Source organism: Allobosea sp. P4_E12 (assembly GCF_056401655.1).
The window spans coordinates 107,037-130,645 of the sequence record NZ_JBFUIY010000001.1 but is presented as its reverse complement, the minus strand read 5'-3'; the positions used below and the strand labels follow the sequence as shown (position 1 = coordinate 130,645).

The window sequence follows — 23,609 nt, the reverse complement described above, 5'->3', positions numbered from 1 at the left end:
TTCGGCGCTAACGTGGTTGCGTCGGCGCTTTAACCCGAGGCGGCCGAACTTGGTGACGGGAGCGCCGCCGATCGCCAGCCCCCGATCGCTGCCTCGCGGACCGCAGGGTCAGGGAGACGGCGCCGCCAGATCGACGTGAAAGACCTTGGCGATGATCTGCCAACGCCCGTCGAGCCGGACGGCGCTGAGCAGGTCGATGAAGGATTTCGGCCCGATGGCGCATGCGACGCGGGCGAGCGCGGTCACTGGTCCGGCAAATTCGATGGAGAGGATGCGGTCCTGCCGCGCCTCGCCCCGGCTGGCCGGGGAGGGGCGCTTTGCGACCATGGGCAGATAGGCATCCATGGTCAGATGGATGAGACTGCTCTCGCTGGCGCAGGCATAGATCGCCTGCGGATGGAAGACCCCGGCGAGCTTGTCGGCATCGCTGTGATAGAGGCCATCGAAATAGCGCGTCAGGACCTCGACGATTTCGGTAAAGCGGGCATCCATCGCAGACGGCTCCTTTAGATCAGGCCTTCGGCCTGCATCGCCTGGCGCACGGTGTTGCGGCCGGTCAGACGCTGCATGAAGGCCTGGAGCTTCGGCCAGGCATCGAGCGCAACGCCAGTATGGTTCGCCCAGTTCGTGACGACGAAGAGATAGGCGTCGGCGACGCTGAAGGTCTCGCCGAGAAGGTAGGGACGCCCGTCCGAGAGCTTCTGCTCGACGTCGCCAAAGCGGCGGGCGACCTTCTCCTTCGCTTCACGCCTGGCATCGTCGCCAATCGTGGTGCTGAACAGCGGGCCGAAGGCCTTGTGCAACTCGGAAGCGATGAAATTGAGCTCCTCCTGCAGCCGTGCGCGCGCCAGCGTTCCGGCCTTTGGCGCGAGCTCCGCCTCGGGCTTAAGGTCCGCGATATACTGGACGATCGCCGCGCCTTCGGTCAGCACCTCGCCGCTGTCGAGCTGCAACGCCGGTACGTAGCCGCGCGGATTGACCGTTGTGAAATCGGCGCCGGTCTCGGTCGTTCTGGTCTTGGTGTCGACCTTCTCCAGGGTGAATGGCAGGCCGGCTTCGCGCAGCGCGATGTGGGGCGAGAGCGAGCAGGCGCCGGGGGCGTAGTAGAGCTTCATGGTGTGCGTCTCCGTGTTGACCGGTGACCACAGGGGTAGGCAGGGCGATAACTTCTGTATACCCAGTAACTTGTCGTTACCGCATTTTCCGGTATCATTCCGGTAACCGGAGACAGCCTCGCATGGCGTTGAAGATACGGAAGAATCGGGCGAAAACTCCGCCGCCGACCTGCGCCGTCGGCACCTGCATGCAGGTTCTGGGCAAGGCCTGGACGCCGAATGTGATCTGGTATCTGAGCGCTGGTCCCCGTCGCTTCGGCGAGCTGCGCCATGACATGCCCCTGATCTCGGCCAAGATGTTGAGCGAGCGCCTGCGCGATCTCGAAAGCCGCGGCATCATCGAGCGGCGCGTGCTGCCGAGCTCGCCACCATCAGCCGAATATGGGCTGACGGGTCTCGGGTTGGAGCTGATGCCGGCGATCGAGGCGATCGTCGCGGTCGGGCAGCGTCTGAAGGAACGCATGGGGCAGGCGGCTGAAGCCGCCTGAAACGCTTCAGCCGGCGCGAAGCGCTCTCATATCCGCGAGCGCGCCCTGCATCGCATCCGCGCTGGGCTGTCCCTGCAATGGCTCGCCGAAGAGATGCAACCGATTGCGGCCTGAGGCTTTGGCGACATAGAGCGCAGAATCGGCTTCGGCGAAGCTCCGGTCAGGATCATGGTGTCGGCCCGGGAGCAGCATCGTCGCACCGATCGAGGCACTGATCTCGATCAACCGACCGTTCCAGGTGACGGGGCGCGCCAGCGCCGCGAGGGCCTGGTTCAGCCGGTGCAGGATATGGGACGAGCCGGCGGTCGAGCAGATCAGCAGCGCGAATTCGTCCCCGCCGATGCGGGCGATCGTCAACGCGTCGCTCAGCGTGGCCTCCAACCGCAGGGCCACTTGCCGCAAACATTCATCGCCAGCGGCGTGGCCGAGATGGTCATTGATCGGCTTGAACATGTCGAGATCGATGAGGGCGAGTGCGCCCACGGCGCAGCCGTCAGCCGGAATGCGCCGCAGCTCGGCTAGCTGCGCCTCGAACGCCCGGCGGTTGGCGAGGCCGGTGAGCGGGTCGCTATAGGCGAGCTGACGCAAGCCCTGCCACATCTGCTTCTCGCCGGTAATGTCCTGCTTGGCCCCATAGATGCGCCAGGGGCGCCCCCGCTTGTGCGTGATATCGGCACTCAGGCGCATCCAGCGGCTGCTCCCTCCGGCGGTCGTGATCCTGGCATCGAGGACAAAGCCCTTGCCGGTGCGGACCATCGTGGCGCGAAGGCGCTCCATCTCGGTGCGGGAATCGTTCGTGTAGAGTTCGACCGTAGATGGGCGGTGCAGGGTCGAGCCACGCGGCAGGCCGAAGAGATCGTAGACACCGGCTGTCCAGCTGAGTTGTTGGGTGGCGAGTTCGCATTCCCAGGCGCCGATACCGGCCAATAATGTGGCTTGATCGTAGAGGCGTCGGGCTTCGGCGTCTTGCAGCGACATGGGTTTCAGGTCTCGGCTTACGCGCCAAGCAACCAGCTTTGCGCGTTCGGCTGCGATACAATCGACGCTAGGCGATGATGATTAACGGGGTCTTGCAACGGTGGGGATTCGCTTTCGCGCTATTCCCGCCGCAGAGCTTCGATCGGGTCGAGGCGCGCCGCCTGCCGCGCCGGATAGAAACCGAAGAAGACGCCGATCATCCCGGAGACACCGACCGCGATCAGGATCGTCTCGATCGAGATGACCGAGGGCCAATTGGCGATGCGGGCGATGGTGAGAGCCGCACCGACGCCAAGTGCGATGCCGACGGCGCCGCCGATGGTCGCGAGCGTCGTGGCCTCGATCAGGAACTGGGCGAGCACGTCGCGCTGACGCGCACCCACGGCAAGCCGCAAGCCGATCTCGCGGGTCCTCTCGGTCACCGAGACCAGCATGATGTTCATGATGCCGATGCCGCCCACCAGCAGCGAAACGGCGGCGACGGCGGCGAGCAGCCAGGAGAGGGTGGTGGCGGCGGCCGTCGCGGTATTGGCGATCTCGGTCAGGTTGCGGACGATGAAATCGTCGTCCTGATCTTCGGGAAGCCTGTGGCGCTGGCGCAGCAGAGCAGTCGTGTCCGCGATGCCGGGAGCGATTGCGTCTTCGCTGGCAAATTTCACCATGATGGTCTGGACTGAACGATCGCGGGCATAGTTGCGGCCGATGATCCGGCGCCGACCGGTGTCCAGCGGCACAAAGATGACGTCGTCCTGATCCTGTCCGAGGGCCGACTGGCCCTTGGGCGCCATCACGCCGATGACCTTGAACGGCACATTGCGGATGCGGAACATCTGGTCGAGTGGATCCTGCTCGCCGAAGAGGTTCTTGGCGACGGTCTGGCCGATGACGGCGACGATCTCACCGCGCCGCAACTCCTCCGGCTCGAACAGCCGGCCCTCGGCCACGCTCCATTCGCGCGCGGTGAAGAAATCGAGATCGGTCGCCGTGATCTGTGTCGACCAGTTGGTGCCGGCGTAGACGGCCTGGGCCCGCGTGACAATGACGGGCGCTGCAGCAGTAACGTTCTCGACCTCGGCAAGGACGGCGCGCGCATCCTCGTCTGTCAGGGTCGAAGAGGCCCCCGCGCCCAGCCTGACGCCCCCTTGCGTGACATTGCCGGACTGGATGATGGCGAGATTGGCGCCGAGCGACTTGATCTGCCCGGTGACGCGTTCGCGCGCGCCGGAGCCGATCGCGACCATGGCGATGACGGCGGCTACGCCAATGATGATGCCGAGCATCGTCAGGGCCGAGCGCAGCGCGTTGGCGCCGATGGCGGAGAGAGCCGAGCGGATGGCTTCCCAAAAGCTCATGCCGCAACCTCGGCTGTCGGCGGCGCGTGGTCTAGCGCTGCCAGCGCGGCACGTGCGTCGGCGGGCTCCTGTCGCTGATCGGAAAGGATGTGCCCGTCACGGAAGCGAATGACGCGCCGCGCATGGCGCGCGACCTCGGCGTCGTGGGTGACGATGACGACGGTCACGCCTTCGTGGTTCAGGTCCTGGAACAGCGCCAGGATTTCGAGCGCGGTCCGGCTGTCGAGTGCGCCGGTCGGCTCGTCGGCGAGCAGAAGGCGCGGTTCGTTCACCAGGGCGCGAGCGATGGCGACACGCTGCTGCTGGCCGCCGGACAGCTGCATCGGCCGGTGATGAGCACGCTCCGCCAGCCCGACGCGTCCAAGCGCGGCAAGTGCCTTCTCGCGGCGTAGCTTGCGGTCGCGACCGGCATAGACCATGGGGAGTTCGACATTGGCACAGGCGTCGACGCGAGGCAGCAGGTTGAACTGCTGGAAGACGAAGCCGAGCTTGCGATTGCGCAGCTCAGCCAGACCATCGCTCGACAAGGTTTCGACCGCGACACCATCGAGCCGGTAATGGCCGCCGGTCGGCCGGTCCAGGCAGCCGATCAGGTTCATGAACGTGGATTTTCCCGAGCCGGAGGGGCCCATCACTGCGACCAGATCGCCGGCCTCGATCTCAAGCGACACCCGGTCGAGCGCGATCACGCTGCCGGAATCGAGGCTATAGATCCGGCTGAGTTCATGCACTTCGATCAGGGCCATGAGGCTGCCTTCAGAACAGACGCGGTCCGCGTACCGGTGGGCGGCCGGCGGGTTCAGCTGCGGCAGCGCTGCGCGGGCCGCCGCCGACGAGGACCTGCATGCCTTCCTTGAGGTCGCTGGAGACGATCTCGGTATAGGCGCCGTCGGTCGGGCCGAGCATAAGTTGGATCACCTTGGGCTGGCCCTCGCCATCGAGCACATAGACGCGTCCGGGAACTCCCCTTTGCGAGGAAGCGCGGCCTTCCTCCATCATGGCCTCGAACTTGGCGCGGCGTTCCGGATCGAGAGCGGCCGAGATCTTCGTGCGCATTTCGCTGCGAGCGGCGCGGAAGGCGGCGCGACGCTCGTCCTCGGAGAGGCCGGCCAACGCGGCACGACCGGGACCGCGGCGCTCCTCGAGGATGGCGGTGATCGCCTGCTTCTGTTCGGCAGTCGGCTGCAGCTCTGTTTCGAGGCGCTCGCGCAGCGCGGTGACGGCGCGGGCGCCACCGCGTCCGGCCTGCGGGCTTCCCGATGGGGATGCGGCGGCGCCTGCTGGTCCCGCCGCCTGACCGGGCGGGCGGAAGCGCAAGGCTGCATTGGGGACACGCAATGCGTTGCTGCGGTCTTCCGTAACCACCTGAATATTGGCCGTCATGCCCGGTAGCAGTGCCATGTCGCGGTTCTCGACGCGCACGACTCCGGTATAGGTGACGACGTTCTGGATGGTCTGCGCACCCAGTCGCACCATGTTGACGCGACCTTCGAAGGTGCGGTTCGGATAGGCGTTGACCGTGAAGGAGACGGGCTGGCCAGGCTGGAGGCGGCCCACATCGGCCTCGTCGATATTGGCGTAGATGTCGATCTCACGCAGGTCCTGCGCGATCTGGAACAGGACGGGCGCGGAGAGCGAGGCGGCGACGGTCTGACCAAGATCGACCTGGCGCTGCACCACGACGCCGTCGACCGGCGAGCGGATATCGGTTCGCTCGAGATCGATCAGGATGTCCTTGAGCTTGGCTTCGCGACTGGCGATCAGGGCCTCGCCGGACTGAAGCTGCCCCTCCGCCAGCAGGATGTCGGCGTCGAGCCCGTTGAGTTCGGCCTTGGCCGAGGCGATCTGCGCCTCGGTCGAGGCGAGCGTGGCGGTCTGGATCTCGACCTGGGTTCGGGCGCTGTCCAGGTTCTGCTGCGAGCCGGTGTTGCGGTTGAAAAGCTCGTTCTGCCGGTCGAACGTGCGTCTTGCATCGGCCAATTGGGCGGCGACGCGATCGCGCTGTGCTTCAAGGTCCTTGACGGTTGAATTGGCCTTGAGACGGCTCGACTTGGCGCGGTCGAGCTGGGCGCGCTTGACGATAAGGTCGGCCTTGCCTTGGGCGAGATCGGCGGCGGCAGCATCGCGCCGCGTCCGGATCTGGTCGCTGTTGAGCCGGGCTACCACCTGGCCGGCCTTCACTTGCGAATTGTAGTCCGCAAGGATCTCGACGATCTGGCCCGACAGCATCGAGCCGACCAGGACGGTGGTCATCGGGGTCAAGGTGCCGGTGGCGCGAACGGCTGCGGTGATCTGGCCCCGATCAATCGGCGCCGTACGATAGGCGACGTCACTGGCTGCTCCCCCCGTGGGGCGGATTGCCCAATAGCCTGCTGCTGCGGCGGTCAGACCAAGGCCGGCAGCGATCACCAGTTTGCGCAAGTCGTTGTCCCCGTCATCCGGCGCAGCCGGACACATTTCGCAAGGGGGGAACGATGCCAGAAAGCGAACAGGCAGGCGAGTTAACTTACTGCAATGTTGGCGTATGCCGCGCCCAGCTCCCGGGCTCACGCCATCCGCGCGCCCCGCGTCATCGCCACGAGGTCGCGCAGTGTCGTGATCGTCGAGGCATCGGCGACACCGTCGACCTTTTCCTGCCGCCAATGGCGTTGAAAGGCTGCGACGACGGCTTCGAATTTCTCGTCGTAGATGCCATCGACCGTGACGCCATAGCCGAGCATGGCAAACATCGCCTGCAGCGCCTCGACCGGCTGGCCGCTCTCGCCCCGGGCAAAGAAGCGACCGCTACGGATCGGGGCTGGCTCGGACCAGATGCCGACGCCGCCCTCCGCGAATTGCCGCCATGGGAATTTCTCACCGGGGTCGATCTTCCGGCCCGGTGCGATGTCGGAATGGGCCAGGACGCGCTCGGGTGGAATGCTCCAGCGCTCGCAGATGTCGCGGCTCAGATTGAGTGTGGCAATCACCTGTTCCGACGTGAAATCGGGCATGCCGCCGGGATGGCCGGGATTGGCGATCTCGATGCCGATCGAACAGGAGTTGATATCGGTCTCGCCGGCCCAATGCGAAGCGCCGGCATGCCAGGCGCGGCGGCCTTCGGGGACGAGCTGCAGCACATGGCCGTTCTCGAAGACAAAATAATGCGAGGAAACCTGCGAGACCGGGTTGCAGAGCCATTGCAGCGCTGCGCCTGCGTCGCTCATGCCGGTGTAGTGCAGGATCAGCATGTCGGGGCGTCGGAGGGCACCGAGCGCGTCCTTGCGCTCGCCGTGGTTCGGCGAGGGAAAGATCTTCGCGGCAAAGCGGCTGTCAGGAGTGGCGGCGAGGCTCATGCGGGCTCCGGAAGTCTGGCGGTGCCGAGGCCTCGCTCCGTCTCGATCAGATCCCAGGCAGCATTGATGGCAGCGAGGCGGCGCGTGGCGATTGCGATCGCTTCCTCGGGCAGCCCGCGTGCGATCTCGCGGTCGGGGTGGTTTTTGGCGACGAGGCGGCGGTAATGCTGTTTCAGCTGGGCATCGCTCATCTCCCGGCTGGCGCCGAGCACGAGGTAAGGATCGTCCGGCCGACGCATGTGGCGCGCTTCGATGCGGGCAAAGCCGGCGGCGTTGATCGAGAAGATCTCGGCCACATGGCGCAGATAGGCATGCTCGGCCTCGTGGATCGCGCCATCGGCCGCCGCAATCAGGAAGAGCCCGTCGAGCACGTCTTCCAGCAGCGCCGGCTCATCCTTGAAGCTCTCGGCGATCTGCGTAGCGTAGGCCTCGAAGCCGGCGCTTGTCTGCTTGGCGAGATCGAACAGGCTCTCGATCCGTGCCTCCTGCTCAGGAGGCACGGTCACGATGCGCCGGAAGGCCGCGATCTCGTCGCGGGTGACGACGCCGTCGGAGCGGGCCATCTTCGCGGAGAGGGCAACCAGTCYGGTCGTGAAAATCAGCTCGCGCGGCGCGGGGCCGAAGGGCGCTCCCTCGCGATCGACCAGGACGTGGCCGGCAAGCGCACCAACCAGCGCGCCGAGCGGGCCGCCCAGCGCCAGTCCAAGACCGCCGCCACCGAGCGCGCCCCAAAAAGACGAAACCATCGTTCAGGCAACTCCCGATTCAGCCCCGCGCGCAGTTTGCCCGGTCCAGCCGGGGCATCCAAGCCCGGTCCGACGAAAACCACCGCGATGCGCCACATGAAGCGACCTGGGGCATGGCGGTTGTCGCGCAGACGGGTGCGCCCGCACCCGCTCGGGGGGCTCTTCCGGCGCGCGCGCGATCCTCCGGGGGTGAAAAATGAGGATAAATACGGCTTCCGGCCCGGAATACGTCAGCAATGGGGCAATGGTTTGATTCGGCTCGTCCCGGTTGCGAACGCTTTGGCAGCGTGTTCGCGGCATCGGATAATACACGGAGTATACCTCTATCGTAGTAAAGGCATTAATAAAAACCGGGGGCGAGTATAGCTTAGATTCGCGCTGCCTGGCGTCAGATTATCAACACATTCTCAGATCAGTTCGGTCTCCCCATCAAACGCCTTTCTGATGGATGGGGTCCACAAAAGATGAAATATACCTCCAGCGGTGCAGCTGCCGCGCTCGTGATTTGCCTCGCCTCTTTGCAGTCTGCCAAGGCTGCTACGAATAGCGAGAGCGATGCTCTCGCCTTCATCGTCCGGGACGCGGAAATCAAGCGTGAGGCGTCTGCACAGGAGGCCGGTTCGGCGACGTCTAAGACCACGCCCCCCGCCCCGGCGGAACGCGGAAACCGCGCCAAGGCGGGCACCCACCGTCGTGCGGCACTGACTGCTCCGGCTGGAGCCGGTGGGCTCCAAGCGATCGTTGCACGCCATGCTGCCGCCAATGGCGTTCCGTTTGCGCTGGCCGACGCGGTCGTGCGCATCGAGAGCCGCTACAACCCCCGCGCCTCGAATGCCGGCAATCTGGGGCTGATGCAGATCCGCCACCAGACGGCGCGCGGCATGGGCTATACCGGCAGCGCCAGCGGTCTGCTCGATGCCGAGACCAATGCCCGCTACGCGGTGAAATATCTGGCGGAAGCCTACCGCCTGGCTGGTGGCGATACCTGCCGCACGGTGATGAAATACCAGAGCGGGCACATGGCCCAGCGCATGAGCGGGGCCAACCGCACCTATTGCGCCAAGGTCCGCACGATCAGCGCACAGAATTGACGGGCAACAGCCCCCGCCTCGCTTGACGCGGGCCGGGGGAGGGCGCACTAGCGCCGCTGCCAGTCGGCCGGACGGCCGCTCCCGTTCGCGGGGGAGGAAAGTCCGGGCTCCACGGAAATACGGTGCCGGATAACGTCCGGCGGGGGCGACCCCAGGGAAAGCGCCACAGAGATCGAACCGCCTCGCGCCTCGGCGCGGGGTAAGGGTGAAAAGGTGCGGTAAGAGCGCACCGCGGACCCGGCAACGGGGACGGCATGGCAAGCCCCACCGGGAGCAAAACCGAATAGGGACGATGCTTCTCCCGCAAGGGGGAGGGGGCCGGTTTCCAGGCCTGGTCGTCCGGGTTGGTTGCTCGAGGCGCGCAGTAATGTGCGTCCCAGAGGAATGGCCGTCACGTCGGTGCAGCAATGCGCCGGCCATCCAGAACCCGGCTTACAGGCCGGCTGGCACCTTCAGCCCCGCGGGGCAAAGAGCGGCTTGAGCCGCTCCTTGCGTCTCTACAGTGCGTAGGTCCACTCGGCCGGCACGAACTTGAAGGCCGCGCCGTCCTTCAGCACCTTGCCGAAGCCGGGGAAGGCGATATGCGAGCCGGTGATCAGGACGCCGTCGCTCGCCACCATGTCGAGCACGCGTTTACGCGAGGCCGCTGCCTGCTTGCCATCGAGATCGAACACGAAGGCGATGTCGGGACGTGCCGTCTGAAGCACGGCATTGTGGATGGTATCGCCGACAAGCATGAGTTGCTCAGGGCCTGAGTTGATCCGGAGCAGGCTGTGACCAGGCGTATGGCCCGGCACAAGCTCGAGGCTGAGGCCGGGAGCGACCTCACCGGGCTGCACCTTGCGGGTGCGGCTCGCATAGGGGGCGAATGCATTGCGGGCCGAGGCGAAGAAGGGCCTGGCTTCGGCCGGCGCCTGGGCGAGCACGCCCTCGTCATGCCAGAAGGCATATTCGGTCTCGTTGATGATCACTTCGGCATTGGGGAAGCGTGCGGTCTTCTCTGCCGTCAGCAGGCCCTCGGCATGATCCGGATGGGCATGGGTCAGGATCACCGCATCGACCTGCGCCGGATCGATGCCAGCCGCGCGCAGATTGCCTTCGGCGCGTCCCATCGTCGGGCCGAAGGCCGTGTTGAAGCCCGTTCCGGTGTCGACGAGATAGGTCCGCTCGCGGGTGTTGACGACGAAGGCGTTGACCGAGGTCGGCAGGCTCTCGCCCAGACCCGCATTGGCCAGGATCTGTTCGACCTGGGTGGGATCCGCGCCAAGGAAGGCCTGGGCATTCAACGGAATATAGCCGTCGAGAATGGCAGTGACTTCGATATCGCCGATCTTGCGGCGATAGATGCCTGCGACCTGCGCCGCCGTTTGCGGGGCGCGGGCAAAAGCGGGGAGTGCGGGCAGCATGCTGGCTGCAGCCGCGCCGGCGAGGAAGTTGCGGCGGTTGAACATGGTCTGTTCCAGAGGCGAGAGGGATCGAGGGCTTCCGGAAACGATGCCTGCGCCCGTCTTGCGCCGGGCTTGATCGTCTCGTGGTCGGGGCGGTGCCCGACCACGGGAGTTCAGATGGGCAGCGCGACCTCAGGCCGCAACCTGGAGATCGACGTCGATATTTCCGCGTGTCGCGTGGGAATACGGGCAGACGATATGGGCCTTCTTGACGAGGTCCTCGACCACGGCCTTGTCGACGCCCGGGACCGAGATGGTCAGTTTCACGGCGATGCCGAAGCCGGTGCCGTCGTCGCGCGGGCCGATGCCGACATCGGCGCTGACGCGCGCCTCCGGTGGAATCTTCACCTGCTCCTTGCCGGCGACGAATTTCAGCGCACCCAGGAAGCAAGCGGAATAGCCCATTGAGAAGAGCTGCTCGGGATTGGTGCCGTCGCCGCCGCCGCCGCCCAGCTCCTTTGGCGTGTTCAGCACCAGCTTGACGTTGCCCGTGTCGGTGGCGGCCTGGCCTTCGCGTCCGCCGGTGGCGGAGCCATGAGCGGTGTAGAGGATCTTCATGGTCGAACTCCTTGGCTTCGGGGGACCTGGGGTTTCTGTGAACTTGCGTGCCGATTTAGATTGTGCACAATTGAATTGTCAACAAGATGATAAGCGCATCACGGATCGGTGATCGGGCTGCGCGAAGCCCGGAGTTTGAAGGGCCCGTTGCTCCATGCCAAACGAAGAGATGATGACGCCGAAGGTTCCCGCCACGCCGCTTCCGAAGGCGGAGGAACAGCTCTGTTTCGCGATCTATTCCGCGGGGCATGCCTTCACCCGCCTCTATCGTGCGGTACTCGCCGAACTCGGTCTGACCTACCCGCAATATCTCGTCATGCTTGTCCTATGGGATCATGACGGCGGGACGGTGAAGGAGATCGGGGAGCGATTGATGCTCGATTCCGGCACGCTGACGCCGCTGCTCAAGCGACTGGAGGTCGCTGGTCTGGTCCGTCGGGAGCGCAGCCGCGAGGATGAGCGGCAGGTCCGGCTGAACCTGACCGAAGCAGGGCGGGCGCTCAGCGAGAAGGCTCGGCTCGTGCCTGAAAGGATGGCCTGCGCGATCGGTGGCTCGGCGGAGCGGGTCGCTGCGCTGACCGAAGATCTGCACGCGCTACGCCAGACGCTGCTCAAGGCTGCCGGCGGACCCGCGTAAAGCCGGTCCGCCATTTTTCATCGAGGTCGCCCGGTCGAGATGCCGTAGGCGGGCGCTTGTGCGTGCCGGATTTCCGAGAAAACGCCCGCGCTTACGGATGCTTAACCTTAACAGGCTGTGATGCGAACCAGGGCCGGCGTCACTGCGTCGGCGAATGCGATTCCATTGACGCCCATATTTGCCCATGCTATCCCAAATCATCCCGTCGAAGCCGGCAGGCAGAACGCAGAACAAGGTCCGTGTGCCGCGCGGATCTTGCGTCTCGATCCTGCTGTGCCTGCTTCGATGGGAGGCCTCGAACCCGCCGCCGAGGCGCTGCTACGCGCCGGTGGGGAGCGAGCCGGGAGGCGGCATTGACGGACCGCTTCGTCTCGAATTTCACCAATCGGCTGGATGCCAAGGGGCGCGTTTCGATCCCTGCGAGCTTTCGCGCCGTCCTGGCGAAGGACGGCTACGAAGGGCTCTACGTCCATCCCTCGCTCGATCTGGAAGCGCTCGATGCCGGCGGACACGCGCTGCGAGCGACGATCGACGACATTCTCTCTCGCTTTTCCCCCTTCTCGGACGAGTGGGAATCTCTCTCGACAGCGCTGAACGGCACCTCGGAGGTGCTGAAGGTCGATCCGGAAGGGCGTATCATGCTCAGCGAGACCCTGAGGGCGCATGCCGGCATCGCCGATGCGGTGACCTTCGTGGGCCACGGCCACAAGTTTCAGCTCTGGGAGCCGGCTCGCTTCCAGGCGCATCTGGAGGCGGCGCGCAGCCGCTTGCGCGACGTCAAGCGCACGCTGGGTTCGCACATGACCATGACACCGGGAGCGACAGGGGTATGACGGGGCACGGCAGCCGGGATCACGGGGCCGCTGGCGGGTCGACCCGACATGTTCCGGTCCTCATGGCGGAAGCCCTCGACGCGCTCGCGATCAGGCCGGGCGGACGCTATCTCGACGGCACCTTCGGGGCCGGCGGTTATTCTCGCGAGCTGCTGGCGCGAGAGCCGAATGTGACCCTGCTCGCGCTTGACCGCGACCCGACGGCAATCACCGGTGGGGCAGGGCTGGTTGCCGAAGCGAACGGGCGGCTGACCTTGTCGCAGGCCTGCTTTGGAGATCTCGCCAAGGAAGCCCGGCTGTTCAAGATGATCCCGCTGGACGGCGTCGTGCTCGATATCGGCGTCTCCTCGATGCAGATCGACGAGGCGGAGCGCGGTTTCTCCTTTCGCTTCGATGGCCCGCTCGACATGCGCATGGGCCGGGATGGGCAGAGCGCCGCCGACCTCGTCAATGAGGCGGAGGAGGGACTGCTCGCCAATATTTTCTATCACTACGGCGAGGAGCGTCGTTCGCGAGGCGTCGCACGCGCGATCGTCGAGGCTCGGCGCAAGGCACCGCTGACGACGACGAAGCAACTGGCTGAACTCGTGGCCAGCATCGTCTGGGTTGAGCCCGGCGGTGCGCATCCGGCGACCCGCGTATTCCAGGCCTTGCGCATCGCGGTCAATGACGAGCTCGGCGAATTGGTGCGGGCCCTGCACGCTGCCGAAGAGGCGCTGGGCGAGGGCGGACGCCTGGCTGTCGTGACCTTTCATTCGCTCGAGGACCGCATCGTCAAGCAGTTCCTGGCGACCCGCTCTGGGCGTGCACCGGCGGCTTCGCGCCATGCGCCGGCCACGACAGCGCCTGTCGCGACCTTCTCGCTGGTGACCAGGGGAGCCGTCGCGCCTTCCGAGGAGGAGATGCGGAGTAATCCGCGGGCTCGTTCCGCCAAGTTGCGTGCAGCGCAGCGCACTGCCGCTCCGGCTCGCGCGCCGGAGCCCGAGCTCACTGCGCTTGCAGGCGTGCCGTCACCGCAGCCTCGCCGGAGATCCTAGGGATGATCAAGCTCCTGCATGTGGTTGCGATCTGCGCTCTGGTCTCCTCGGCGCTCTATGCCTACACGATCAAATACGAGACGACGCTCGAATCCGAGCAGTTGCAAAAGCTCAAGGCCAAGGCGCAGCGCGAGCGCGATGCGATCGCCGTGCTCAAGGCGGAATGGCAGTTCCTGAACCGGCCCGATCGGTTGCAGACACTGAGCGAGCGCCATCTCGACCTCCAGCCATTCTCGGTGACGCAGGTCGTGCGCGCCTCGGATATCCCGAACCGCGGTCCGAAGGTGGATTCCATCGGCCGAAAGCTTGAGGATCTCGGCCTCGGTCTGCCGACCGAAACACCGAGGGATCGCAAGACGAGTGGCGTCACCACGCCGGGAGCCCGCCCATGACCGAGCCGAAGCTCTCTGCGACCGACCACCAGCGTCCGGACGATATCGAGGAGGGGCAGCCGGTGCCGCGCGGGCGGCTGCATTTCCTGCGCGATGTCTTCCGGATGAGCGGCGAGAAGAGCCAGCCGCGCGTCGGTCTCGTGATCCTGGGCTTCTCCGCCCTGTTCCTGGCCATTACCGGCCGTCTGGTGATGCTCGCCACCTTGCCGAACGAGCAGGTCGGTCTGCGCCGCGCGACCTCCAACGCGATCTCGGCCGCACGGCCAGATATCGTCGACCGCAACGGAACCGTTCTCGCGACTGACATCAGGACCGTCTCGGTCTTCGCCGAGCCGCGCAAGATCCTCGACAAGGACGAGGCAACCGAGCTGCTGACTGCCGTCCTGCCTGATCTCGATGCAAAGGATCTGCGCGACCGGCTCGGCACCAAGCGCGGCTTCATCTGGGTCAAGCGCGAGATCACGCCGCGCCAGCAAGCCGAGGTTCATCGCCTCGGCATTCCCGGCGTCGGCTTCGTGCCCGAGAACAAGCGCGTCTACCCGAATGGGCCGGCGGCGGCGCATGTGCTCGGCTTTGCCAATGTCGACAATGTCGGCATTGCGGGAATGGAGAAATATATCGACTCGCAGGGGCTGCAGGATCTGAACGGCGCCGGTCTCGCAACCCAGGCGTCGGATCTCAAGCCCGTGGCCCTGTCGATCGACCTGCGCGTGCAGCACCTGCTGCGCGACGAGTTGGTCAAGGGCATGGAGAAGTACCGGGCCATTGCGGCGGCCGGTGCGATCATGGATGTGACGACAGGCGAGATGATCGCCTCGGTGTCCCTGCCCGACTATGACCCGAGCAACCCGGTCGATGCGCAGGAGAAGGACCGTATCAACCGGATCAATGTCGGCGTCTACGAAATGGGCTCGACCTTCAAGGCGCTGACGGTTGCGATGGCGCTGGACTCCGGCAAGGCAAACATCAACTCCACCTATTCGACTGCAGGCGGCATGATGCGCTTCGGCCGCCATGTCATTCGCGAGTACCATGGCACGGGCCGAACACTGACCGTGCCGGAAGTGTTCGTGCATTCGTCGAATATGGGCTCGGTCAAGATGGCGCTGTCCGTCGGTGTGGAAGGCCACAAGGCCTTCCTGCGCAAGATGGCCCAGCTCGATCGCATGCGGACCGAGTTGCCCGAGAGCGCCGAGCCGCTCATCCCGCCGCGCTGGGGCGAGCTCAACACCGCGACCATCGCCTTCGGTCACGGCCTCGCGGTTGCGCCGATCCAGGCCCTGGCTGCTGTCGGGGCGCTGGTCAATGGCGGCAACCTGATCACTCCGACGTTCATCAAGCGCTCGGAGGAGGACGCCAAGCGCCTCGGGGTTCGCGTCATCAAGCCGGAAACCTCGGAGGCGATGCGCTACATCATGCGCATCAATGGCGAGCGTGGCTCAGCCCGCAAGGCGGACGTCCCGGGCTATTTCGTCGGCGGCAAGACCGGCACGGCCGAAAAGGTCATCGGTGGGCGCTACGCCAAGAACCGCAACTTCACGACCTTCATGGCGATCGTGCCGGCAGACAAGCCGCGCTATCTCTTCCTCTCGATCTATGACGAGCCCAAGGGCTATGCCGAGAGCGGGGGCTATTCGACCGCCGCCTGGAATGCCGGTATCACGACCGGCAAGGTCATCGAACGCGCCGCGCCGATCCTCGGCTTGCCGCCGCGTTTCGAACCGCCGGTCGCCCCGTTCCCGCTGATGGCGAAGCTCGGCGCCTGGGGAACGCGCTGAAGCAACGAAACTGACAGGCGAGATCATGGGCAGCAGCGAATTCAGTCTCGGTGAACTTTTCCCCGGGGCATTCGCCGAAGGTGCGTCCCGCCGTGTCGGCGGGGTCGCGATGGACAGCCGCAAGGTCAAGCCGGGGGACGTCTTCGTCGCCTATGCCGGCGCCAGGACAGACGGCGCACGCTTCGTTGCAGATGCCGTTGCGCGCGGTGCTGCCGCCATCGTCACGGATCATGCGCGTCCAGCAGAGCTCGACCCCTCGGTGGCCTTCGCGCGTGTCGACGACCCGCGCCGGGCTCTGGCGCTTGCGGCTGCGCGGGTGCATCCGCGCCAGCCCGGTACGATCGTGGCGGTAACCGGGACCAGCGGCAAATCCTCGGTTGCCGACTTCACCCGACAGATCTTCTCGGCATTGGGCCATGAAGCAGCCAGCCTCGGCACGATCGGCGTCGTGACGTCGCGGGGCGCTGATTACGGCTCTCTGACCACGCCGGACCCGATTTCGCTGCACGCCTCGCTCGACAAGCTCGCAGGGGAAGGCATCAGTCATCTCGCGATGGAAGCGTCCTCTCACGGGCTCGACCAGCGCCGCCTGGACGGAGTGAGATTGAAGGCTGGCGCCTTCCTCAATCTCGGGCACGACCATCTCGATTATCATCCGAGCGTGGCGGACTATCTCGCAGCCAAGCTCAGGCTCTGGGAGCTTCTGCCCGAGGGAGCGCCGGTCGTGATCAACCGCGACGAGCCTTACGCCGGCGAGGCAGCCCAGGCCGCGCTCGCCAAGGGGCATCCGATCATCGGCATCGGCAAGGCGGGTGAAACGCTGACCCTGCTCGGCGCAGCGCGCGAAGGCTTTTTGCAACGGCTCAGGATTCGGGTGAAGCAGCGCGAGCTCGAGGTCGTGCTGCCCCTGGTCGGCGACTTCATGGCCGGCAATGCGCTGGTCGCCGCAGGCCTGGCCATCGCAACGGGGGAAAACGAAGACGCTTCACTCCAGGCGATCGCGGGGCTGCGTGGCGTGGCCGGACGGCTCGAGCGTGTCGGAGAGATCAATGGTGGTCTCGTCGTCGTCGATTACGCCCATAAGCCGGATGCGCTGGCGGCGGTGCTCGCGACCTTGCGGCCCTATGCGCCCGGCCGGCTGATCTGCGTTTTCGGCTGCGGCGGCGATCGTGATCGCGGCAAGCGTCCGATCATGGGTCGTATCGCGGCCGAGTGCTCCGATATCGCGATCGTCACCGACGACAACCCACGCAGCGAGAGCCCCGCTGCAATCCGCGCCGAGATCCTCGCGGCTGCTCCGGGGCTGCGCGAGATCGGCGACAGGGCCGAGGCCATTCGCACCGCCGTCGGCCTGATCGCTCCCGGGGATCTCCTCGTGGTGGCGGGAAAAGGCCATGAAACCGGCCAGATCATAGGCGATCGGACCCTGCCTTTTTCCGATCACGACGTGGTGCGGACGGCCATCGCGGAGATCGAAGCATGAGCGGCATGCCTTTGTGGTCGGGAGAGCGCCTGATCGGCGCCATGGGAGCCAGGCTGCGCGGCGAGATGCCGGCCGCTGTGACCGGCGCTTCGATCGATACCCGGACGCTGCAGCCCGGCGACGTCTTCTTCGCGATCAAGGGCGGGGAACGCGACGGACATGAGTTCGTCGAGGCCGCCCTGGCAAAGGGGGCGGCGCTTGCCGTCATCGATGAAGCTCATGCCGCGAGCTTTATCGGGGCAGGGCCCTGCGCCGTTGTCTCCGACGTGCTGCACGCGATGGAATTGGCCGGCATGGCTCGCCGGGCCGAACTCACGGCCGCGGTCATCGCGGTGACCGGCTCGGTCGGCAAGACCGGCACCAAGGAGGCGTTGCGACTTGTCCTGTCCCGTCAGGGCGAGACCCATGCTCCGGTCGCCTCCTACAACAATCACTGGGGTGTGCCGCTGACGCTGACCCGCACGCCGGCTTCCGTGCGCTATGGCGTCTATGAGATCGGCATGAGCAATCCGGGCGAGATCCTGCCACTCGCCAGGATGGTTTCGCCGGACGTCGCGATCGTCACGACGGTCCAGCCCGTCCATCTCGCCGCCTTCGAGTCGGTCGAGGGGATTGCGGAGGAGAAGGCTGCGATCTTCACAGGGCTGAAGCCGGGCGGCACTGCTATCGTCAATGCCGACATCGCTCAGGCCGCGCTGCTGAGGCGCCTGGCCGAAGAGAGCCCTGCCGGGCGGATCATCAGCTTCGGCGAGAGTGCCGATGCCGATGTCAGGCTCCTGTCCTGCTCGCTCAAGCCGGATGTCTCGACGGTGGATGCAGTGGTGCTCGGCAAGCCTGTGACCTACCGGCTCGGCAGCCCGGGCAAGCATATCGTGCTGAATTCGCTCGCGGTTCTCGCTGCGGTCGAGGCTGTTGGCGCTGATCTGGCACTGGCGGTGCTCGCACTCGGCGACCTTACGCCGCCTGCCGGTCGTGGCGCACGCCAGATGCTGAGCACGCCATCGGGCCCGTTCACGCTGATCGACGAGAGCTATAACGGCAACCCGGCTTCGGTCCGGGCCGCAATCGAGAACCTGGGTCGCATTCCCGTGACGGGACGAGGCCGCCGCGTCGCGGTGCTGGGCGACATGCGGGAACTCGGCCCGAGCGCTCCGCAGCTGCACGCGGGGCTCGCGGACCCCATCACCGGAAACGCGATCGACCGGGTTTTTGCCTGTGGGCCGCTGATGCGCGGACTTTACGACATCTTGCCATCGGGCATGCGCGGTGCTTATGCGGCGCAGTCGAGCGAGCTTGCGCCGCTTGTCCTGGACGCCATCCGGGCCGGGGACGTCGTCACCGTCAAGGGGTCGCTCGGCTCCCATATGGGCTTGGTCGTCAAGGCCATCGCCGCCCGGTTTCCTGCCGTGCCTGCCGACGACTGAGACAAGAGGAACATAGCCGATGCTCGTCTGGCTTGCCGACTTCGCCGGGGCCTTCCCGATTCTGAACGTGTTCCGCTACATCACGTTCCGCGCCGGTGGCGCCACCGCGACGGCGCTGCTTTTCGTCTTTTTCTTCGGGCCTGCTGCGATTTCCTGGCTGCGGATCAAGCAGGGCAAGGGCCAGCCGATCCGGACCGACGGTCCGGAGACGCATCTTGCCAAGCGCGGGACGCCGACCATGGGCGGCCTGATGATCCTGTCGGGACTGTTCGCCGCGGTCCTGCTCTGGGGCAATCTGCGCAACTCCTATGTCTGGATCGTGCTTGCGGTGACCGCTGCCTATGGCGCCATCGGCTTCTATGACGACTATCTCAAGGTCACGAAGCAGTCCCATAAGGGCTTCTCCGGCAAGGCGCGGCTTTCGATCGAGGTCGTGATCGCACTCATCGCCTGCTACTTCATCATGCGGCTTGGCCCGCCGGCGATTTCATCCGGCTTCGCGATGCCGTTCCTTAAGGAACTGGTCATTCCGCTCGGCCTGCTCTTCCCCTTCGTGACCGCCTTCGTCGTGGTCGGAGCCGGCAATGCGGTGAATCTCACCGACGGCCTCGACGGGCTCGCGATCGTGCCCGTGATGATCGCCGCCGCGACATTCGGCTTCATCTCCTATCTCGCCGGCAACGCGATCTTCGCCAATTACCTGCAGATCCACCATGTGCCGGGCGCCGGCGAACTTGCCGTGATCTGCGGCGCCGTGATCGGCGCCGGCTTGGGCTTCCTCTGGTTCAACGCGCCGCCGGCCCAGATCTTCATGGGGGATACCGGCTCGCTCGGCCTCGGCGGCCTGCTTGGCGTGATCGCGGTTGCGACCAAGCATGAGATCGTGCTGGCGATCGTCGGCGGCCTCTTCGTGGTCGAGGCGCTCTCGGTCATCATCCAGGTCTTCGTCTTCAAGCGCACGGGCAAGCGGGTCTTCCTGATGGCGCCGATCCATCACCATTTCGAGAAACTGGGCTGGACCGAGCCGCAGGTCGTGATCCGCTTCTGGATCATTTCCGTCGTGTTGGCTCTGGTCGGTCTCGCCACGCTGAAGCTGCGCTGATCATGACGCCGGTGACCGTATTTGCTGGCCGCAAGGTCGCGTTGTTCGGCCTTGGCGGCTCGGGGCTGGCGACGGCGCGCGCCTTGATCGCGGGCGGTGCCGAGGTCGCGGCCTGGGACGACAAGACCGAAAGCCGTGACAAGGCGGCGGGCGAGGGCATCGGCATCGTCGATCTCGCAACGGCCGACTGGGCGGATTTCGCGAGCTTCATCCTCTCGCCGGGCGTGCCTCTGACCCATCCGCAGCCGCATTGGACGGTCGGAAAGGCGCAAGGCGCCGGCGTCGAGATCATCGGCGATATCGAACTCTTCTTCCGTGAGCGGGCGACGATCGCCCCCGATGCGCCTGTGATCTGCATCACCGGCACCAACGGCAAGTCGACCACGACCGCACTGATCAGCCATGTGCTGCACCAGGCCGGCCGGGACGTGCAGATGGGCGGCAATATCGGCACTGCGGTTCTCGCCCTCGAGCCGCCCGCCGCGCGGCGTGTCCATGTCATCGAGTGCTCGACCTTCCAGATCGACCTGACTCCGTCGCTGGCGCCAAGCGTCGGAATCCAGATGAACCTGACGCCGGACCATCTCGACCGGCATGGCACGCTGGAGGCCTACGCCGCGATCAAGGAACGCATGGTCGAAGCCGCCGACATTGCCATCGTCGGCGTCGATGACGAGGCCTCCAAGCAGATGGCGCGCCGGCGCGCCGCTTCCGGGCGCCCGCTGGTCAAGATCAGCGGAGAGCAGCCGCTCGACGAGGGCGTCTTCGCCGGCGTCACCGCCAATGCCGGCAAGCTCGATACCCGCATCGTCGAAGTCCGCGACGGCAAGCCGCGCGTGGTCGCCAATCTCGCCGGCATCGGCTCGTTGCGAGGCTCGCACAATGCGCAGAACGCGGCGGCTGCCTTTGCCGCCTGCGTGGCGGTCGGCCTCTCCGCCGAGGAGGTCGCTGCCGGCTTCAAGACCTATCCCGGGCTCGCACACCGCATGGAGGAGATCGGCCGTGTCGGCCGCGTCGTCTTCATCAACGATTCCAAGGCGACCAATGCGGATTCCACCGAGAAGGCGCTGACCTCGTTCCGCGACATCTTCTGGATCCTCGGCGGCAAGGCCAAGGAGGGCGGTATCGAGAGCCTGAGGCGCTACTTCCCGAACATCGCGAGGGCCTATCTGATCGGCGCGGCAACGGATGCCTTCGCCGCGACCTTCGATGACGATGGCCGAGTGGATTATCTCCGCAGCGGCACGCTCGATGATGCGGTCGCCGCGGCCGCCAGCGACGCGGCGACGCATCCGGGGGAGGCCGAGCTTGCCGTTCTGCTCTCGCCGGCCTGCGCGTCCTACGATCAGTACCCGAATTTCGAGGTGCGGGGCGATGCGTTCCGCGCACTCGTGAAGGCACTGCCGGGCTTCAAGGCAGGTTGAAAACGGGCGTTCGCATCAAGTCGGAATCAATCGGTTAACCAATCGTTGCCAATGTGATTCGCTGAAACGGGCGGCTGAATTTCGCCCGTCTGGTTGATGGAGCCAGAGCATGGTCTCACGCGCGGAACCCAGTCTCAGCGGTCGCTGGTGGTGGTCGATCGACCGCATCATCCTGTCGACCCTGGTGACGCTGATGGTCTCCGGTGTCGTGCTGCTGATGGCGGGYGGGCCGCCGGTGGCCGAGCGGCTCGGTCTTTCGACCTTCCACTTCGTCAACCGACAGGTGTTCTACCTGCTGGCTGCCTTTGCCATCTTCCTCGCGGCCTCGTTCCTGACGCCGCGGCAGGTCCGGCGCGCGGCGCTTTTGATTTATGTGGTCGCGCTCGCGATGGTGGTGGCGACGCTGTATTTCGGCGTCGAGGTGAAGGGCGCGCGTCGCTGGCTGACGCTCGGCCCGCTCGGCTCCGTCCAGCCGTCTGAATTCCTGAAGCCTGCATTCGTCGTGCTCGCTGCCTGGGCCTTTTCGGAGGGCATGCGCCGGCCGGACCTGCCGGGTACGCTGATGGCGTTCGCGCTGTTGCCGCTGACGATCACGCCTCTGGTCCTGCAGCCGGATTTCGGCCAGACGGTGCTGGTCAGCCTCGTCTGGGGCGGGCTGTTCTTCGTTGCCGGCCTGCACTGGTTCTGGGTGGCGGGTCTCGGTGGCGCCGGCATGTTCGGCCTGCTCATCGCCTATCAGCTCGTTCCACATGTGCGCGCCCGCATCGAGCGCTTCATGGACAAGGGCTCTGGCGACACCTTCCAGGTCGATACCGCGCTCGAGAGCTTTGCTCAGGGCGGCTGGCTCGGCAAAGGGCCGGGCGAGGGCACCGTGAAGCGCATCCTGCCCGACGCGCATACCGATTTCATCTTCGCCGTGACGGCGGAGGAGTTCGGCATCGTCGTCTGTATCCTGCTGGTGGCACTCTTCGCCTTGATCGTGCTGCGCGCACTCTTCGTGGCCCAGAAGGCAGAGGATCCCTTCATCCGTCTCGCGGTGACGGGGCTGGCGCTGCTGTTCGGCATCCAGGCTGCGATCAACATGATGGTCAACCTGCACATGATGCCGGCCAAGGGCATGACCTTGCCGTTCATTTCCTATGGTGGCTCCTCGCTGCTCTCGCTGGCGCTGGGTACAGGCTTCCTGCTGGCCCTGACCCGCAAACGCCCGCGTGCCGAGGGCTTTGGTGAATTCGGGCGTTGACGGACATGGCACAGCGTCCGCTCGTCGTTCTCGCCGCAGGGGGCACCGGCGGCCATCTCTTTCCCGCCGAGGCGCTGAGCCACGCGCTGCACCGCCATGACGTGCGGGTCGCGCTCGTCACCGACGCGCGCGCGGTCGAGTATGCCGGTGGCTTCCCGGCCGAGTCCGTTCACCCGGTCCCGGCGGCGACGCCGTCCGGTCGCTCGCCGCTCAAGATGGCGGGCGCGGCGCTCGAGCTGATGAAGGGCGTCCTCGTCGCGCGTCGCATCATCAAGACACTGCAGCCTGCCGTCGTTGTCGGCTTCGGCGGTTATCCGACCGTTCCGCCGGTGCTCGCCGCCTCATTCGCCGGCGTGAAAACCATGGTGCATGAGCAGAACGCCGTCATCGGCCGCGCCAATCGCTTCCTGTCCGGCCGGGTCGACATCATTGCGACGGGCTTTGCCGAGGTCGGTGGCCTCGATGCCGCTCGCGCCGCAAAATGCAGGCAGGTCGGCAATCCCGTTCGCCCCGCGGTCATTGCCGCCGTCTCTCCCTATGCCGATCCGTCGACAGGGCCGCTGAGGCTGCTCGTTTTCGGGGGCAGCCAGGGTGCCCGGATCATGGCCGATATCGTGCCGCCGGCGATTCAACTGCTGACGCCTGCGGAACGAGGCCGTCTCCACATCGTGCAGCAGGCCCGCGCGGAGGATGGCGAGCGCGTCAGGCGGATCTATTCCGAACTCGGCGTCGCAGCCGAGATCGCGCCCTTCTTCAAGGACCTGCCGACGCGCATGGGTGCAGCGCATCTCGTGATCGGCCGGGCGGGCGCCTCGACCGTCGCCGAGCTCACCGTGATCGGGCGGCCGTCGCTGCTGGTGCCCTTGCCGGGCTCGCTCGATCAGGACCAGGCCGCCAATGCCGCGGTGCTCGAACGGGCGGGCGGCACCATCCGCATCCTGCAGCCGGAATTCACGCCGCGCCGGCTGGCGGGCGAGCTTTCGGCCCTGATCGCAGACCCGTCGCGCTTGACTGCCATGGCCGACAGCGCCAAGAGCGCGGGAATTCCCGATGCGGCCGACCGGCTTGCCCGCCTGGTTCTGCAGGTCGCAGGGATCACGTTCTGAGGCATGTCTTGACGGAAAGCTCGTTCCCACCTTTTCGCGACA

Annotated in this window: 23 protein-coding genes and 1 other RNA gene; 14 read left to right on the top strand and 10 right to left on the bottom strand. The window is 65.9% G+C overall.

Annotated features, from left to right (window positions below):
- Nucleotides 1-108 precede the first annotated feature (108 nt).
- Nucleotides 109-492, bottom strand: coding sequence for a nuclear transport factor 2 family protein (locus AC1DW9_RS00620; RefSeq protein WP_441505321.1), 384 nt, complete (start codon nucleotides 490-492; stop codon nucleotides 109-111).
- Between the two features lie 14 nt (nucleotides 493-506).
- Nucleotides 507-1,115, bottom strand: coding sequence for a glutathione transferase GstA (gstA, locus tag AC1DW9_RS00615; protein ID WP_069879800.1), 609 nt, complete (start codon nucleotides 1,113-1,115; stop codon nucleotides 507-509).
- 122 nt (nucleotides 1,116-1,237) lie between these two features.
- On the opposite strand from gstA, the gene AC1DW9_RS00610 reads away from it, so the two are divergent.
- Nucleotides 1,238-1,603, top strand: a complete 366-nt coding sequence (locus tag AC1DW9_RS00610; protein WP_441505322.1) for a winged helix-turn-helix transcriptional regulator — start codon at nucleotides 1,238-1,240, stop codon at nucleotides 1,601-1,603.
- A gap of 6 nt (nucleotides 1,604-1,609) precedes the next feature.
- Here AC1DW9_RS00610 and AC1DW9_RS00605 read toward each other — a convergent pair whose 3' ends face one another.
- The 6 genes from AC1DW9_RS00605 to AC1DW9_RS00580 form a co-directional block, all read right to left on the bottom strand.
- Complete coding sequence (locus AC1DW9_RS00605) at nucleotides 1,610-2,581, bottom strand: diguanylate cyclase domain-containing protein (protein WP_441505323.1); 972 nt, start codon at nucleotides 2,579-2,581, stop codon at nucleotides 1,610-1,612.
- Between the two features lie 119 nt (nucleotides 2,582-2,700).
- Nucleotides 2,701-3,933, bottom strand: coding sequence for an ABC transporter permease (locus AC1DW9_RS00600; RefSeq protein WP_441505324.1), 1,233 nt, complete (start codon nucleotides 3,931-3,933; stop codon nucleotides 2,701-2,703).
- A complete protein-coding gene (locus tag AC1DW9_RS00595) occupies nucleotides 3,930-4,679 on the bottom strand; it encodes an ABC transporter ATP-binding protein (RefSeq protein ID WP_441505325.1) in 750 nt (249 codons plus the stop codon). Before AC1DW9_RS00595 ends, AC1DW9_RS00600 begins: the two co-directional genes overlap by 4 nt.
- Nucleotides 4,680-4,689: 10 nt before the next feature.
- On the bottom strand, nucleotides 4,690-6,354 hold the full coding sequence (locus tag AC1DW9_RS00590; protein WP_441505326.1) for an efflux RND transporter periplasmic adaptor subunit: 1,665 nt from the start codon (nucleotides 6,352-6,354) through the stop codon (nucleotides 4,690-4,692).
- A gap of 125 nt (nucleotides 6,355-6,479) precedes the next feature.
- Nucleotides 6,480-7,265 carry an N-acetylmuramoyl-L-alanine amidase gene (locus tag AC1DW9_RS00585; protein ID WP_441489327.1) on the bottom strand — a complete coding sequence of 262 codons (786 nt, stop codon included), beginning with the start codon at nucleotides 7,263-7,265 and terminating at the stop codon, nucleotides 6,480-6,482.
- Complete coding sequence (locus AC1DW9_RS00580; RefSeq protein ID WP_476855000.1) at nucleotides 7,262-8,011, bottom strand: TerB family tellurite resistance protein; 750 nt, start codon at nucleotides 8,009-8,011, stop codon at nucleotides 7,262-7,264. The genes AC1DW9_RS00585 and AC1DW9_RS00580 overlap by 4 nt, the downstream gene beginning before the upstream one ends.
- Before the next feature lie 464 nt (nucleotides 8,012-8,475).
- Here AC1DW9_RS00580 and AC1DW9_RS00575 point away from each other — a divergent pair, with 464 nt between their 5' ends.
- A complete protein-coding gene (locus tag AC1DW9_RS00575) occupies nucleotides 8,476-9,102 on the top strand; it encodes a lytic transglycosylase domain-containing protein (protein ID WP_441505328.1) in 627 nt (208 codons plus the stop codon).
- Between the two features lie 59 nt (nucleotides 9,103-9,161).
- Nucleotides 9,162-9,553: RNase P RNA component class A (gene rnpB, locus AC1DW9_RS00570), an RNA gene on the top strand.
- Between the two features lie 46 nt (nucleotides 9,554-9,599).
- Here rnpB and AC1DW9_RS00565 read toward each other — a convergent pair.
- Nucleotides 9,600-10,553, bottom strand: a complete 954-nt coding sequence (locus AC1DW9_RS00565) for an MBL fold metallo-hydrolase (RefSeq protein ID WP_441505329.1) — start codon at nucleotides 10,551-10,553, stop codon at nucleotides 9,600-9,602.
- Nucleotides 10,554-10,682: 129 nt separating this feature from the next.
- Entirely contained in the window at nucleotides 10,683-11,108 is a 426-nt protein-coding gene (locus AC1DW9_RS00560) for an organic hydroperoxide resistance protein (RefSeq protein WP_113513797.1), read from the bottom strand.
- Nucleotides 11,109-11,280: 172 nt separating this feature from the next.
- Here AC1DW9_RS00560 and AC1DW9_RS00555 point away from each other — a divergent pair, with 172 nt between their 5' ends.
- The 11 genes from AC1DW9_RS00555 (at nucleotide 11,281) to murG (ending at nucleotide 23,567) form a co-directional block, all read left to right on the top strand.
- Nucleotides 11,281-11,745 (top strand): MarR family winged helix-turn-helix transcriptional regulator, encoded by a 465-nt coding sequence (locus tag AC1DW9_RS00555; RefSeq protein WP_441505372.1) that lies wholly within the window; start codon nucleotides 11,281-11,283, stop codon nucleotides 11,743-11,745.
- A 353-nt stretch (nucleotides 11,746-12,098) separates the two neighbouring features.
- Nucleotides 12,099-12,578: a division/cell wall cluster transcriptional repressor MraZ gene (locus AC1DW9_RS00550; RefSeq protein WP_441489322.1), complete on the top strand. Its 480-nt coding sequence runs from the start codon at nucleotides 12,099-12,101 to the stop codon at nucleotides 12,576-12,578.
- Complete coding sequence (rsmH, locus tag AC1DW9_RS00545) at nucleotides 12,575-13,615, top strand: 16S rRNA (cytosine(1402)-N(4))-methyltransferase RsmH (protein ID WP_441505330.1); 1,041 nt, start codon at nucleotides 12,575-12,577, stop codon at nucleotides 13,613-13,615. Before AC1DW9_RS00550 ends, rsmH begins: the two co-directional genes overlap by 4 nt.
- Before the next feature lie 2 nt (nucleotides 13,616-13,617).
- Nucleotides 13,618-14,007, top strand: a complete 390-nt coding sequence (ftsL, locus tag AC1DW9_RS00540; RefSeq protein WP_113513791.1) for a cell division protein FtsL — start codon at nucleotides 13,618-13,620, stop codon at nucleotides 14,005-14,007.
- The gene (locus tag AC1DW9_RS00535) at nucleotides 14,004-15,785 is read left to right on the top strand and encodes a peptidoglycan D,D-transpeptidase FtsI family protein (protein ID WP_113513789.1); all 1,782 of its coding nucleotides are present in this window, start codon (nucleotides 14,004-14,006) and stop codon (nucleotides 15,783-15,785) included. The genes ftsL and AC1DW9_RS00535 overlap by 4 nt, the downstream gene beginning before the upstream one ends.
- 25 nt (nucleotides 15,786-15,810) lie before the next feature.
- Nucleotides 15,811-17,268 carry a UDP-N-acetylmuramoyl-L-alanyl-D-glutamate--2,6-diaminopimelate ligase gene (locus AC1DW9_RS00530; RefSeq protein WP_441505331.1) on the top strand — a complete coding sequence of 486 codons (1,458 nt, stop codon included), beginning with the start codon at nucleotides 15,811-15,813 and terminating at the stop codon, nucleotides 17,266-17,268.
- Complete coding sequence (locus AC1DW9_RS00525) at nucleotides 17,265-18,692, top strand: UDP-N-acetylmuramoylalanyl-D-glutamyl-2,6-diaminopimelate--D-alanyl-D-alanine ligase (protein WP_441505332.1); 1,428 nt, start codon at nucleotides 17,265-17,267, stop codon at nucleotides 18,690-18,692. Before AC1DW9_RS00530 ends, AC1DW9_RS00525 begins: the two co-directional genes overlap by 4 nt.
- 19 nt (nucleotides 18,693-18,711) lie before the next feature.
- Nucleotides 18,712-19,794 carry a phospho-N-acetylmuramoyl-pentapeptide-transferase gene (gene mraY / locus AC1DW9_RS00520; RefSeq protein WP_069879816.1) on the top strand — a complete coding sequence of 361 codons (1,083 nt, stop codon included), beginning with the start codon at nucleotides 18,712-18,714 and terminating at the stop codon, nucleotides 19,792-19,794.
- 2 nt (nucleotides 19,795-19,796) lie between these two features.
- Nucleotides 19,797-21,218 (top strand): UDP-N-acetylmuramoyl-L-alanine--D-glutamate ligase, encoded by a 1,422-nt coding sequence (gene murD / locus AC1DW9_RS00515; RefSeq protein ID WP_441505333.1) that lies wholly within the window; start codon nucleotides 19,797-19,799, stop codon nucleotides 21,216-21,218.
- 109 nt (nucleotides 21,219-21,327) lie between these two features.
- The gene (locus AC1DW9_RS00510; RefSeq protein ID WP_441489315.1) at nucleotides 21,328-22,461 is read left to right on the top strand and encodes an FtsW/RodA/SpoVE family cell cycle protein; all 1,134 of its coding nucleotides are present in this window, start codon (nucleotides 21,328-21,330) and stop codon (nucleotides 22,459-22,461) included.
- A gap of 5 nt (nucleotides 22,462-22,466) precedes the next feature.
- Nucleotides 22,467-23,567 carry an undecaprenyldiphospho-muramoylpentapeptide beta-N-acetylglucosaminyltransferase gene (murG, locus tag AC1DW9_RS00505; protein WP_441505334.1) on the top strand — a complete coding sequence of 367 codons (1,101 nt, stop codon included), beginning with the start codon at nucleotides 22,467-22,469 and terminating at the stop codon, nucleotides 23,565-23,567.
- Nucleotides 23,568-23,609: the final 42 nt, after the last annotated feature.